The sequence below is a fragment of the Bacillus sp. SYZHCR11 genome (assembly GCF_057196865.1).
Window position 1 is genome coordinate 719,580 of sequence record NZ_JBXUND010000001.1, and the last position, 12,473, is coordinate 732,052.

Annotated in this window: 11 protein-coding genes; all 11 read right to left on the reverse strand. The window is 48.8% G+C overall.

The window, feature by feature from the left end:
• Position 1: 1 nt before the first annotated feature.
• The 11 genes from rlmN to AC2CGA_RS03185 all read right to left on the reverse strand — a co-directional run bounded on the left by rlmN (position 2) and on the right by AC2CGA_RS03185 (position 12,415).
• The gene (rlmN, locus tag AC2CGA_RS03135) at positions 2-1,093 is read right to left on the reverse strand and encodes a dual-specificity RNA methyltransferase RlmN (protein ID WP_003154339.1); all 1,092 of its coding nucleotides are present in this window, start codon (positions 1,091-1,093) and stop codon (positions 2-4) included.
• Positions 1,094-1,096: 3 nt separating this feature from the next.
• Positions 1,097-2,440, reverse strand: a complete 1,344-nt coding sequence (gene rsmB / locus AC2CGA_RS03140; protein ID WP_003154341.1) for a 16S rRNA (cytosine(967)-C(5))-methyltransferase RsmB — start codon at positions 2,438-2,440, stop codon at positions 1,097-1,099.
• Positions 2,427-3,380 (reverse strand): methionyl-tRNA formyltransferase, encoded by a 954-nt coding sequence (gene fmt, locus AC2CGA_RS03145; protein WP_003154342.1) that lies wholly within the window; start codon positions 3,378-3,380, stop codon positions 2,427-2,429. The genes rsmB and fmt overlap by 14 nt, the downstream gene beginning before the upstream one ends.
• 4 nt (positions 3,381-3,384) lie before the next feature.
• Positions 3,385-3,867 (reverse strand): peptide deformylase, encoded by a 483-nt coding sequence (gene def / locus AC2CGA_RS03150; RefSeq protein WP_003154343.1) that lies wholly within the window; start codon positions 3,865-3,867, stop codon positions 3,385-3,387.
• A 24-nt stretch (positions 3,868-3,891) separates the two neighbouring features.
• Positions 3,892-6,303: a primosomal protein N' gene (gene priA / locus AC2CGA_RS03155; RefSeq protein ID WP_063174813.1), complete on the reverse strand. Its 2,412-nt coding sequence runs from the start codon at positions 6,301-6,303 to the stop codon at positions 3,892-3,894.
• Complete coding sequence (gene coaBC, locus AC2CGA_RS03160; RefSeq protein ID WP_003154345.1) at positions 6,300-7,520, reverse strand: bifunctional phosphopantothenoylcysteine decarboxylase/phosphopantothenate--cysteine ligase CoaBC; 1,221 nt, start codon at positions 7,518-7,520, stop codon at positions 6,300-6,302. Before coaBC ends, priA begins: the two co-directional genes overlap by 4 nt.
• A gap of 90 nt (positions 7,521-7,610) precedes the next feature.
• Entirely contained in the window at positions 7,611-7,814 is a 204-nt protein-coding gene (gene rpoZ / locus AC2CGA_RS03165) for a DNA-directed RNA polymerase subunit omega (protein WP_003154346.1), read from the reverse strand.
• A gap of 3 nt (positions 7,815-7,817) precedes the next feature.
• A complete protein-coding gene (gmk, locus tag AC2CGA_RS03170; RefSeq protein WP_003154347.1) occupies positions 7,818-8,432 on the reverse strand; it encodes a guanylate kinase in 615 nt (204 codons plus the stop codon).
• Positions 8,433-8,439: 7 nt separating this feature from the next.
• The gene (remA, locus tag AC2CGA_RS03175; RefSeq protein WP_003154355.1) at positions 8,440-8,709 is read right to left on the reverse strand and encodes an extracellular matrix/biofilm regulator RemA; all 270 of its coding nucleotides are present in this window, start codon (positions 8,707-8,709) and stop codon (positions 8,440-8,442) included.
• Positions 8,710-8,785: 76 nt separating this feature from the next.
• The gene (locus tag AC2CGA_RS03180) at positions 8,786-9,661 is read right to left on the reverse strand and encodes a YicC/YloC family endoribonuclease (RefSeq protein ID WP_003154356.1); all 876 of its coding nucleotides are present in this window, start codon (positions 9,659-9,661) and stop codon (positions 8,786-8,788) included.
• Positions 9,662-9,742: 81 nt separating this feature from the next.
• Positions 9,743-12,415, reverse strand: coding sequence for a calcium-translocating P-type ATPase, SERCA-type (locus tag AC2CGA_RS03185; RefSeq protein ID WP_015388249.1), 2,673 nt, complete (start codon positions 12,413-12,415; stop codon positions 9,743-9,745).
• Positions 12,416-12,473 lie beyond the last annotated feature (58 nt).

Below are 12,473 nucleotides of genomic sequence, written 5' to 3' on the forward strand. Positions count from 1 at the left end.
TTCACCTCGTCTCGTCTTGACGCTCCTTCGCGCGAAGCTGACCGCAGGCCGCGTCAATGTCATGGCCTTGCTCTCTTCTGATCGTGACATTTACACCGCGGGATTTTAACGTTTTTTCGAATGCGAAAATCTGATCTCTCGGTGTGCGGACGTAATCCCGTTCAGGCACATAGTTTACCGGAATTAAATTGACATGGCATTTCACGTCTTTTAACAGTTCTGCAAGTTCTTCTGCATGTTCGACCTGATCATTTACGCCGCCGAACAGCCCGTATTCAAAGCTGATCCGTCTGCCTGTTTTCTCGATGTAATATTTGACGGCCTCCATAAGGTCAGGAAGCTTATAGGCTTTGTTAATCGGCATCAGACGGCTTCTGATTTCCGTATTCGGAGCATGCAGAGAAATCGCGAAATTGATCTGCATTTTTTGATCGGCGAAATCGTAAATCTTCGGAATGATTCCGCTGGTGGAAACTGTGATATGACGCGCTCCGATGTTCAGCCCTTTATCGTGGTTAATGATTTTTAAGAAAGCGAGCATTTCATTGAAATTATCAAACGGCTCTCCGATTCCCATGATGACGACTGAGCTGACGCGTTCATCCGTTTCATCAAGCGCCTTTTGCACTTTCACGACTTGAGCGACGATTTCTCCCGCTTCAAGATTCCGTTTCAGACCGCCGAGCGTTGATGCGCAAAATGTGCAGCCGATCCGGCAGCCGACCTGTGTCGTTACACATACAGAATTACCATACTCGTGTCTCATTAAAACCGTTTCGATCGTATAACCGTCATGAAGCTCAAATAAAAATTTCATCGTGCCGTCTTGAGATGTCTGTTTTACAGCCGTTTTCAGCGTTGTCAGCACAAAATTGCTCTCGAGTTTTTCACGCAGGCTTTTTGAGAGGTTCGTCATTTCATCAAATGAAGAAACCCGCTTTTCATAGAGCCATTCAAAAATCTGTGCTGCGCGGAACGGCTTTTCGCCATTCTCGGTCAGCCATTGTTTGATTTCATCTAATTCAAAAGAGTAAATGGACGGCTGCTCAGTCCGCAGCTCTTTCCGTACGCTTGTCTTTTTTAATTGTGTCATTTTTTATCCCTTCTTTCTCATGCTGCTAATAAAGAAACCGTCTGTTCCGAAATAATGCGGAAGAATTTGAAGGCTTCCATCCTGAACAAAGGGTCTCGCCTTTTCAGGCAGCCGCTTTTCAAGAGACAAATCGGGTTCAAACTCAGGGTGTTCTTGTATAAACGCATGCATAACTTCTTCATTTTCTGTCCGATCCATTGTACACGTACTGTATACGAGTGTGCCACCTTTTTTTACTAATGGGGCGATTTCCCTTAAAATGCCGAGCTGGATTTCTGACAGCCGTCTGCTGTCCTCCGGCGTCTTCGTATATTTCATATCGGGTTTTCTTCTGATGACGCCGAAACCTGAGCAAGGGGCATCAACGAGAATACGGTCAAACCGTTCTGCGCCAAAGGCCTCTCCCGCTTTTCGCGCATCCATCGTTTGCGCGTCGATGATCGTAAGTCCGAGCCGTTCTGCGCCCTCTTTAATCAGCTTCACTTTATGGCGGTGAAGATCAAGCGATGTGAGGCTCCCCTCGTTCTCCATCAGTTCCGCAATGTGAGCCGACTTTCCGCCCGGTGCGGCGCATGCATCTAAAACGGTTTCGCCCGGCTTCGGGTCCAGCGCCCGCGCGACAAGCATTGAGCTTTCATCCTGTATGGATACCCGGCCGTTTTGGAAAAATGCCGTGTTCGCGATGCTTCCTTTCAAAAGCTTAATCGCATCAGGAGAAAGGTCTCCGGCTTCCGCTTCCAGACCGGCATTCTCCATCTCATTCAGCACCGTTTCCCTGTCGCTCTTTATGTGATTGACACGGAGCGTCTGCTTCGGCGGAATGAGATGAATCCGGCAGATTTTTTCAGCCGCCTCAAAGCCGTACGCCTCGACCCACTCTTTTACGAGCCATTCGGGATGGCTTGTCTCTGTAGAAAGACGGAGAACCGGGTCTTCAATTTCAGCAAATGACGGCGCCCCCTCACGCTGCAGGGAGCGGAGAATGCCGTTGACAAAGGACGCAATGCCCTTATGCCCGCGTTTTTTGGCGATTTCAACCGCTTCATGGATGGCGGCGCGATCCGGAATTTTTTCTAAATACTCCATTTGATACGCGGACAGACGAAGCAGCTGAATCACCCACGGCTTCACCTTATTCGGCTTGCGGATAAAAGGCTTCAGCATATAGTCTAAGGCGATTTTATTTTGCAGCGTTCCGTAGACAAGCTCTGTCAGCAGTCCTCTGTCCTGATCGCTGAGCGTGTTCGTTTTGATAACCGATGTAAGAAGCAGGTTGCTGTATGCCTGATTTTGCTCAAGCTTCTCAAGCGCTTCAAGGGCGAGCTCCCGGACATTAATTTTCTTCATTTGCTGCTCCTAACACGTCACCGGGCTGCACATTTTTGCCTCTTACAAAATCTTCGCCCTTCATCCGTTTTTTCCCCGCCGGCTGCAGCTCAGTGATTAAAAGGGCGGTGCTGTTTCCTGATGCGACGACAATGCCGTTTTGCTCCGTGCGGATGACTGTTCCGGGCGCAGCATCAGTTTTTGCCGCAACTTTTTCAGAAGCCCATACTTTAATAGTTTGACCGTTCAAAGTTGTATAGGCGACAGGCCAAGGGTTTAAACCTCTGATCTGGTTGTAGATCTCTTCTCCGGGCTTTGCCCAATCAATCCGCTCCTGCTCACGCTTAATGTTAGGCGCGTAAGTCGCTTTTGATTCGTCCTGTTTGATCGGTTTAATATTTCCGGAGATGACGTTCGGGACGGTCTCTGACAAAAGCTTTGCCCCCGCTATGCTTAATTTGTCGTGCAGCGTGCCGACGTTATCCGTTTCATCAATTTCCACTTCGATTTTAGAAATCATATCGCCCGCATCAAGCTTTTCAACCATATACATGATCGTCACGCCTGTTTTCTTCTTGCCTTGGAGAATCGAATAATGTATCGGCGCTCCGCCTCTTAATTCAGGCAATAGTGACGCGTGTACGTTGATACAGCCGTATTTCGGGCCGTCCAGCAGCTGCTTGGGCAGGATCTGTCCGAATGCCGCCGTAACAATCAGGTCCGGCTTCAGGCTTAGCACTTTTTCTATTTCTTCTTCGAGCCTTACTTTTTCGGGCTGAAGCACGGGAATGCCGTGACGTTCAGCTTCAGCCTTTACAGGAGGGGGCGTCATGATTTTTTTTCTGCCTTTCGGGCGGTCAGGCTGCGTAACGACACCAACCACTTCATATCCGTCTTCAATAAGCGTGCGCAGGACGGGAACTGAAAAGTCGGGCGTTCCCATAAAAACGATCCTTGTCATCCAATCATCCTTCCATTTCTGCCAGTTCTTCTTCAGTGTAGTAAGCCGTAATTTTTGATGTGAATAAAATGCCGTCTAAATGATCCATTTCATGCTGAACGGCTCTGGCCAAAAAACCCTCCGCTTCTAAAATAAACGGTTTTCCTTTACGGTCGTGGGCTTTTACCTTTACGTAATCCGGGCGGGTGACATCACCGAAAACCCCGGGAAAACTTAAGCAGCCCTCGACTCCGGTCTGTTCACCGCTCTTTTCAAGAATAACCGGATTTACAAGGTCGATCCGGCCGCTTTCTTCACCGATGTCCACGACGGCCGCTCTTTTTAAAATGCCGATTTGCGGCGCGGCGAGACCGACGCCATCCATTTCGAGCATCGTATCGTACATATCGTCAAGCAGTTTTTTTAATTTTTTATCAAACACTGTCACTTCATCGGCGGGTGTTTCCAGAACCTCCGCCGGGTGTGTGACGATTTTTTTTACAGCCAAAATTTTGCCCTCCAAAAACTAATGTTACATCAGCATGTACGGATTCATATCAATTGAAATCATTACATGCTTTTGCGCAATGTCGCGTTTATAGTGCTCCAGTATCTTTTTCAACTGAATCTGCAACTCGTTTTCCTGTCTGTATTTTATCACGCATTGATAGCGATATCTATCTTTGATCCTGGCAATCGGGGAAGCCGCCGGCCCGAGAATTTTCGTATCAGGCCCGCATCCCGCTCTTAAATAGTTTGTAATCTTTTCTGCGGTGACCGCGGCTTTTGCCGCTTCTTCATGAGAAACGGTCACCAGCGCCACGTAATAATACGGCGGGTATGACTGGGCCCGTCTGTGCGCCATTTCCTGCTGAAAAAAAGTTTCATAGTCGTGCGTTTTCGTCAGCTGAATGCTGTAATGAGACGGTGTATACGTTTGAATGACCACCGTTCCCGGCTTTTCATGCCGCCCGGCCCGTCCGCTTACCTGCGTCAGCAGCTGGAATGTCTTCTCCGCGGCTCTGAAATCTGGGATGTGAAGCGTCGTATCTGCGCTTAATACTCCGACGAGCGTCACGTTCGGAAAATCAAGCCCTTTTGCGATCATCTGCGTACCGAGCAGGATATCCGCTTTCCCTTCACCGAACGCTGACAACAGTTTTTCATGGGCGCCTTTTCTTGAAGTGGTGTCCACATCCATCCTGATCACACGCGCCTGAGGCAGCACTTTGGTAAGCTCCTCCTCCACACGCTGCGTTCCCGTGCCGAAAAAGCGGATATGTTCGCTGCCGCATTCCGGGCATGTCCCCGGGACAGGTTCCTCATGGCCGCAGTAATGGCATTTCAGCCTTTGTCCGTAGCGGTGATAAGTCATGGAAATGTCGCAATGCGGACATTGCGGCACATAACCGCAATCCCGGCACATCACAAACGAGGAATACCCCCGTTTATTCAGAAAAAGGACGGCCTGCTCTTTTTTTGCAAGCTTCTCTTCCAGCTGTTCCATCAGCTCTCTTGAGAACATTGATCTGTTGCCGTTTCTCAGTTCTTCTCTCATATCAACGAGAGAAACGTCAGGCATGAGCTGGCGGTTTACGCGATGTTTTAACGGAAGCAGCTCATAAACGCCTTTTTTCGCCCGCGCAAATGACTCCAATGTCGGCGTGGCGCTCCCGAGGACGACCGGACAGCTGTGATGCTCGGCCCGGCGGATAGCTACGTCCTTTGCATGATACCGCGGCATTTCCTCCTGCTTATAGGAAGATTCGTGCTCTTCATCAATAATGATCATGCCGAGATTTTCAAACGGGGCAAAGATGGCCGATCTGGCTCCGACGACAAGCCGGACTTCCTTGCGCTGAATCTTCCGCCATTCATCGTATTTTTCACCTGTGGATAATCCGCTGTGCATGACCGCAACCTGTGAGCCGAAGCGGCCTTTAAAACGGTTGACCATTTGCGGTGTCAACGAGATTTCCGGAACGAGCACGATGGCTTCTTTTCCTTTTGCCAGCACTTTTTCAATGGATTGCAGGTAAATTTCCGTTTTGCCGCTTCCCGTGACGCCGTGAAGCAGAAAGACGTGATGGACATGGTCGGCTACAGCTTGTTTAATCGGCTCAAAAGCGGCCTGCTGCTCTTCTGTAAGAGAGAGCGGCTCTGTTTTTTTGAACATTCTGTCCTGATAAGGATCACGGTAAACCTCCTCAAAGCTTTCCGTAAGAAGCCCCTTTTTAAGAAGCGTTTTCAGCGTCGCGGAACTGGAATCGGTCTTTTTGCAAAGTTCAGCCGCGGAAATCTTTTCTCCCCCGCCGATAAAATAAGTAAGCACGGCGAGCTGTTTAGAGGCCTGCTTTGTCAATGAATCTGCGTGCCGGGCGAGTTCTTCTTTGTCTGCCCCCGCTTCGATCATGCGGATCATTTTTTTATTCGTTTTTTGGGCGACTTTATATGTGACATCAATGCTTCCTTTACGCACGAATTTCTGAAGTGACGAAAGAATGCTTTCATCGGTAATATCCGAGTACAGAAGACTTTTTTGATTCCTGAAAAGCTGTTTGATGTCCGGTGTCAGCGCTTCTTCGTCAACGACTTTCAGCTCTTTCTCGTACTTCGCCTTCAATGCGGCGGGCAGCATTGCCTGAAGCGCCGTGATTTTAAACGACAGCGTTTTGTCAGAAAGCCATGAAGACAGCTGCATCAGTTCCTCAGTCAGAACGGGCGTCAAATCAAGAAGCTTCTCGACTTCCTTCATTGAGCCGCCGTTTAATTCGGACGAATCTTTCAAACCGGTCACAAATCCTTGAAGCTTGCGCGGGCCAAACGGGACAATCACCCGCATGCCGACTTCGATCATCCCTTTTAAATGATCGGGAATTTTGTAATCAAAGGGTCTGTCAATGTTTTTGGAGCTGACATCGACAATGACTTCTGCTACATTCATACGGGTTTTCGGTCCTCGGCTTTCAAAGCTGTCATTTCCTTCAGCATTTCAAAGGAAACGTCAAGTTTAGACATAAGCGCAAGCTCCCGTTTTCTTCCGTCCCGGAAATAGAAGGTGACGACATTCGTATCCGTGCCAAATCCGGCCCCTTCCGCTTTCACATCATTCGCAACGATCATATCAAGGTTTTTCTGTTCGAGTTTTCTGCGCGCATAGCGTTCGACGTCTTGCGTTTCAGCCGCAAATCCGACCAGCAGCTGGTGTGTTTTCCGTTCGCCGAGTTCTTTCAGTATGTCTGCCGTACGGTTGAATTCGATCACGAGCGAACCGTCTTTCTTCTTCATTTTGTGATCAGAAACAGCAGCCGGCGTAAAATCGGCCACGGCCGCCGTCTTAATCACCATGTCGCATGAATCAAACACAGAAAGCACGGCTTCTCTCATATCGGCTGCCGATTGCACAGGAAGAAACTGATACAGCCCGACTGGCGGCTCTATTGACACCGGGCCTGAAATCAGCGTCACCCGCGCCCCGAGACGGACGGCGGCTTCAGCAGCAGCGTAGCCCATTTTGCCGGTGGATTTATTTGTGAAGAAGCGGACAGGGTCCACGGCTTCGCGCGTCGGACCGGCCGTAATGACAATATGTTTTCCTTTCAGCGGCGCATCGTCTTCAGGCTCCTTAAAATGCTCTCTGACACGCTCAACAATAAGCTCCGGCTCCTCCAGCCTTCCTTTGCCGACATATCCGCATGCCAAATAGCCTTCACTCGGCTCGATAAAGCGGACCCCGTCCTGATAAAGCACAGAAATGTTCCGTTTCACCGCCGGATGATCATACATATGGACATTCATCGCAGGCGCCACCCAGACCGGTGCCTCAGCCGCCAGCACCGTCGTTGTGAGCATATCATCAGCAATTCCGTTGGCAAGCTTGCCGATAATATTTGCCGTAGCGGGCGCGACAATAATTAAATCCGCCCAGTCAGCGGCATCAATATGAGAAATCACCTTCGGATTTTGTTCATTAAATGTATCTGTATACACTTCATTCCGGCTCAGCGCCTGAAATGTCAGCGGAGAAACAAACTCACGCGCGGACTCAGTCATAATCACTTTGACATTTGCGCCGGCCTGAACCAGCTTGCTCGTGAGTGCGGAAGCTTTATAAACGGCGATTCCTCCGCTTACGCATAGCAAAATGTTTCGGTTTTTCATGAAGTCTTCTCCCCTTTATGAAAGCATTGGACAAATCCCAAACGGAAAAAAATAACAACCTATGTAGAGATAGGTTGCTACGTGTGCTTGTTATTCGCTGTCTTCTCTTTCAAACGAAAGCAGGCCCGCGTCAATTTCTTCTAAAGCTTTGCCTACATATTTGTGAGAAATGGTATGTTCAATCTGCTGGTCCTTTTTGATCTGCATTTCACGGGCGCGTCTTGCAGACACAGTCACCAGCGTATATTTAGAATCTAATTTATTCATTAAAGAGTCAATTGACGGATCTAACATAAGTTATTCTACCTCCAGCATTTTCTTATATCTCGGAGCAACGCGTTCACGTTTTAAGTGCTCGGCGAGAACGATTGCGTTAATCTTATCACAAGCCGTTTGGATATCGTCGTTTTCAACGACATAATCATACGCGTCCATCATTTCGATTTCAGCTTTTGCGGCATTCATTCTGTTTTCGATTAAATCGTCGGTTTCAGTCCCTCTTGTCACGATTCTGTTTTTCAGCTCAGAAAGACTCGGCGGCGCTAAGAAGATAAACAGGCCTTCCGGAAATGCATTCCGCACTTGGAGCGCGCCCTGCACTTCAATCTCTAAGAAGACGTCTTTTCCTTCTTGAAGCGTCTGTTCGACATAATCAACGGGCGTACCGTAATAGTTGCCGACATATTCTGCCCACTCAAGCAGTTTGTTGTTTTCAATCATGCGCTCGAATTCATCTCTGGATTTAAAGAAATAATCGACGCCGTCGACCTCGCCCTCTCTCGGGTTTCTCGTCGTGACTGAAATTGAGTATTCAAATTTCGTGTCCTGTTGTGAAAATATTGCTTGCCGAACCGTTCCTTTTCCAACTCCGGAGGGACCTGAGAGAACGATTAATAACCCTCTTTCTTTCATGCGGCAATTACCCCTGCCCTTCATCCATAATTTCTTCTTTCACAGAAAGTCTGTGTGCAACTGTCTCAGGCTGGACGGCAGATAAGATAATGTGATCACTATCCATGACGACAACTGCACGGGTTCTTCGTCCGTATGTAGCGTCTATTAGCATTCCGCGGTCTCTTGCATCCTGGATCATTCGCTTTATTGGCGCAGACTCCGGGCTGACAATCGAAATCATCCGATTGGCGGAGATGATATTGCCAAATCCGATATTAATCAGTTTAATCGTCATCTTCTACGTTCCCCCTGTAAAATAGACGTCTCTAGTGTAACCTGAAGAGACCGTCTGTAAACAATACGCACAGTCGCTATTCTATATTTTGCACTTGTTCCTTCAATTTTTCAATAGAACTTTTCATTTCAACGACAAGCTTTGTGATTTGATGATCATTGGCTTTTGAGCCGATCGTGTTCGCTTCCCGGTTAAGCTCCTGAACAAGGAAATCAAGTTTGCGGCCGACTGCCCCGCCTTCTTTTAATATATCACGGAATTGAACAAAATGGCTCTTCAATCTGGTAATTTCTTCCGTTATATCAGAACGATCGGCGAAAATGGCGCATTCCGTGATCAGCCTGCTTTCGTCGAGCGCGTCCTCCGTCCATTCCTTCATTCGGGCGTAAAGACGCTCGCGGTATTGAATAACAACGGCCGAAGCGCGCTCTTTCACCTGTTCGGACAGCGTCTCAAGCCGCTCAATGTGCAGAAAGCAGTCTTCCGCCAAAAGCCGGCCTTCTTTTTCCCTCATGTCACAAAGTTCCTTTACAGCCAGCTCAGCGGCTTCCCTGATGACTTCTTCAAGCTTGTCATCACGCATCTGTTCTTCGTGAATCTGCGCAATATGTTCAAATCTAAAGAAATCCATTGCATCGGGTTCTGCGGCCAGGCTGTAGCGCTCTTTCATGGCGCGTGCGGCGCTCACATATTCATCAAGGAGCTCCCAATCGATGTTCAGGCTTCTTTTTATGAGCGCGTCACTGTTGACAGTGAGAAACAGCTCTACTCTTCCGCGCTGTATATGCTGCAATATCGTTTGTTTCAGCTTATCCTCTACATATAGCAAAGGCCGTGGCAGGCGGGCGTTCACTTCTTTGAACCGGTAATTGACGGATTTCAATTCAACGGTTGCCGAGAGATCGCCTTTTGTGCTGCTTGCGCTGCCGAAGCCTGTCATACTCCGTATCATATGAAACACCCAATTCTTTCCCGTTATCAAAATAAAAGGGCAATAGACATGCTATTACCCCTAAGATTATATCATATGGAATTATTTTTTTCTTGTCAAAAGTGAACCCGCCAGCAAAAAAGTAGGTATGCCAGACATCCCGATAATCAGCATCCAATCGCCCGGCGTAATCGGCACTGTTTTGAAAATCGGCTGCAGCGGCGGATAATAGATGACGATGGCCATCAGGAAGACAGAAGAAACGATGGCGCCGAGCAGATAAATATTTTCAAACGGATTCCGGGAGAAAACAGACGTTTCGCTCCGGCAGTCAAACACGTGTATAAGCTGAGCCAGGACAAGAGTCGCGAATGCAACGGTCTGTGCGTAGGGCAGATTTTCAGGATTGCGGTGATAGACGATGATAAACGCTAAAATGGTTGCGGCTCCGATTAAAAACCCTCTTGATACGACTTTCCAGCCCAGTTTTCTCGCAAACACTCCTTCTTTCGGATGCCGCGGCTTCCGCCTCATCAGGTCTCCTTCCGGCTGATCCATACCGAGGGCCATCGCCGGCAGCCCGTCAGTGACTAAGTTCACCCACAATATCTGAATCGGGACGAGCGGCAGCGGCAGAGCGAGAAGCATCGCAAACAGCATCACTAAAATTTCACCGACGTTGGAGGCCAGCAAATACCGGACGAATTTTCTTATATTTTCATAGATATTCCGTCCCTCTTTTATGGCTGATTTAATCGTAGCAAAGTTATCATCTACCAGAATGAGAGAAGAGGCTTCCTTTGCCACATCCGTTCCCGTCACGCCCATGGCAACACCGATATCCGCCTGCTTTATGGCCGGCGCGTCATTAACCCCGTCTCCCGTCATGGCGACGACGTGTCCGTTTTCCTGGAACGCTTTGACGATTTTCAATTTATGTTCAGGTGACACGCGTGCGAAGACGTAGACATCATCGACCGTTTCGATAAGTTCTTTGTCCGTAAGCTCATTCAGCGTCTTGCCGTCCATCACACGCCCCTTTTTCGGAAGAAGACGCAAATCTTTTGCAATGGCCTTTGCCGTTTCGACGTGATCCCCTGTGATCATAACCGTTTTAATGCCGGCTTCACGGCATTCTTTAATGGCCTGTCTGACCTCCGGACGGGGCGGATCAATCATGCCTGACAAGCCGAGCATCGTCAGATTTTTTTCCGCCTGCTCCATTGTCGGCTTTTCTCCGGGCTTAAGCGGTTTATAAGCAATCGCAATCGTACGCAAAGCTTGCGACGCCAGCTCTTTCAGAACCGCTTCCGTTTCTGCTTTCTTTTCTCCTGAAAAAGGCGTACTTCTTGCGCCGTGCATCAGATGTGATGAGCGGTCAATCAGCACATCGGGCGCTCCTTTAGTGATGACGAACTGCTTTTTTTCCTGATCCTCTACAATGACGGTCATCATTTTGCGGACGGAGTCAAACGGAAACTCGGCAACCACGCGGTAATGCCCGCTGAGCCAATCGTTTGAATAGCCGCCCTTTCTTGCAGCCGTCAGCAGCGCTCCTTCTGTCGGATCACCGTCGAGTACATAACGGCCGTCTTTCAGTGCGATTTCAGATGTGTTGCACAACGCGCCGAAAACCAGCATCTGTTCAAGAATCTTCTCATCTTTCGGCTTGATTTCCCGCTCATCTCGGGTGAAAACGCCCTCCGGCACATAGCCGATGCCCGACACTTTATAAATTTTGCCGCCTGACCACATATGAGTGACGGTCATTTTGTTTTGTGTCAGCGTGCCGGTTTTATCAGAACAAATGACAGAAGCGCAGCCCAATGTTTCAACCGCCGGGAGCTTTCTGACAATTGATTTTTGTTTGATCATGCGCTGGACGCCGATTGATAATGCCACCGTAACAATGGCGGGAAGCCCTTCCGGAATTGCGGCGACGGCCAATGACACCCCGGCCAAAAACATGCTGTAAAGATCATGTCCCTGTAAGACGCCGACTGCAACGACCAATACCGTTAAAAGGAGCGCGACGATAATTAAAATTTTGCCGAGCTCTTCAAGTCTTCGCTGCAGCGGTGTTGAAAGGCTGCCGGCGGATTCCAGCATATCGGCAATTTTCCCCATTGCCGTATTCATTCCTGTACCGACGACGACGCCGACACCGCTGCCGCGCGTTACGATCGTACCCATAAACGCCATATTGCTGATGTCGCCTAACGAAACATCCGGCTTTCTCAATTTATCGGCTTGTTTAACCACCGGAATTGATTCCCCGGTCAGCGCCGATTCCTCAATTTCAAGGCTTTTCGCTTCAACGATCCGCACATCCGCGCCAATCCGGTCGCCGCTTGAAAATTTCATGATATCGCCGGGAACGAGCTCCTTGGACTGAATTTTCTTCCAACTCCCGTCCCGCAACGCTGACACATACGGCGTTGACAGCTCTTTTAATGCATGTAAAGACTTTTCCGCCCGCCGCTCTTGAAAAAAACCGAGAACCCCATTGACAAATACAATCGCCATAATCGCTACGGCATCTACATATTCGCCTAAAAACCCGGATATTAAGGTTGCCGCCAGCAGCACGAGCACCATAAAATCTTTAAATTGGGCGAAAAACACGGCGATCGCCGGTGTCCTCTTGCCCTCCTGAAGCTCGTTCGGCCCGTGCTTTTCAAGGCGTTTTTTCACCTCTTTTTCGGTCAACCCCTGTTTAATGGACGTATTTGTTGCTTTCAGCAAATCGGTTTGTCCCATTTCATGAAACTTCATTCTTCTCGTCCACTCCCCTGCCTCGCTTTAGAGATGTCACTCTGTAAACAAGCTTATT

Bases quoted from the DNA above. Each gene is read 5' to 3' on its own strand.
- fmt (WP_003154342.1), bottom strand. From the start codon at position 3,380: ATGACAAGGATCGTTTTTATGGGAACGCCCGACTTTTCAGTTCCCGTC.
- rsmB (WP_003154341.1), bottom strand. From the start codon at position 2,440: ATGAAGAAAATTAATGTCCGGGAGCTCGCCCTTGAAGCGCTTGAGAAG.
- gmk (WP_003154347.1), bottom strand. From the start codon at position 8,432: ATGAAAGAAAGAGGGTTATTAATCGTTCTCTCAGGTCCCTCCGGAGTT.
- AC2CGA_RS03185 (WP_015388249.1), bottom strand. From the start codon at position 12,415: ATGAAGTTTCATGAAATGGGACAAACCGATTTGCTGAAAGCAACAAAT.
- rpoZ (WP_003154346.1), bottom strand. From the start codon at position 7,814: ATGTTAGATCCGTCAATTGACTCTTTAATGAATAAATTAGATTCTAAA.
- AC2CGA_RS03180 (WP_003154356.1), bottom strand. From the start codon at position 9,661: ATGATACGGAGTATGACAGGCTTCGGCAGCGCAAGCAGCACAAAAGGC.
- priA (WP_063174813.1), bottom strand. From the start codon at position 6,303: ATGAATGTAGCAGAAGTCATTGTCGATGTCAGCTCCAAAAACATTGAC.
- coaBC (WP_003154345.1), bottom strand. From the start codon at position 7,520: ATGAAAAACCGAAACATTTTGCTATGCGTAAGCGGAGGAATCGCCGTT.
- remA (WP_003154355.1), bottom strand. From the start codon at position 8,709: ATGACGATTAAACTGATTAATATCGGATTTGGCAATATCATCTCCGCC.
- rlmN (WP_003154339.1), bottom strand. From the start codon at position 1,093: ATGACACAATTAAAAAAGACAAGCGTACGGAAAGAGCTGCGGACTGAG.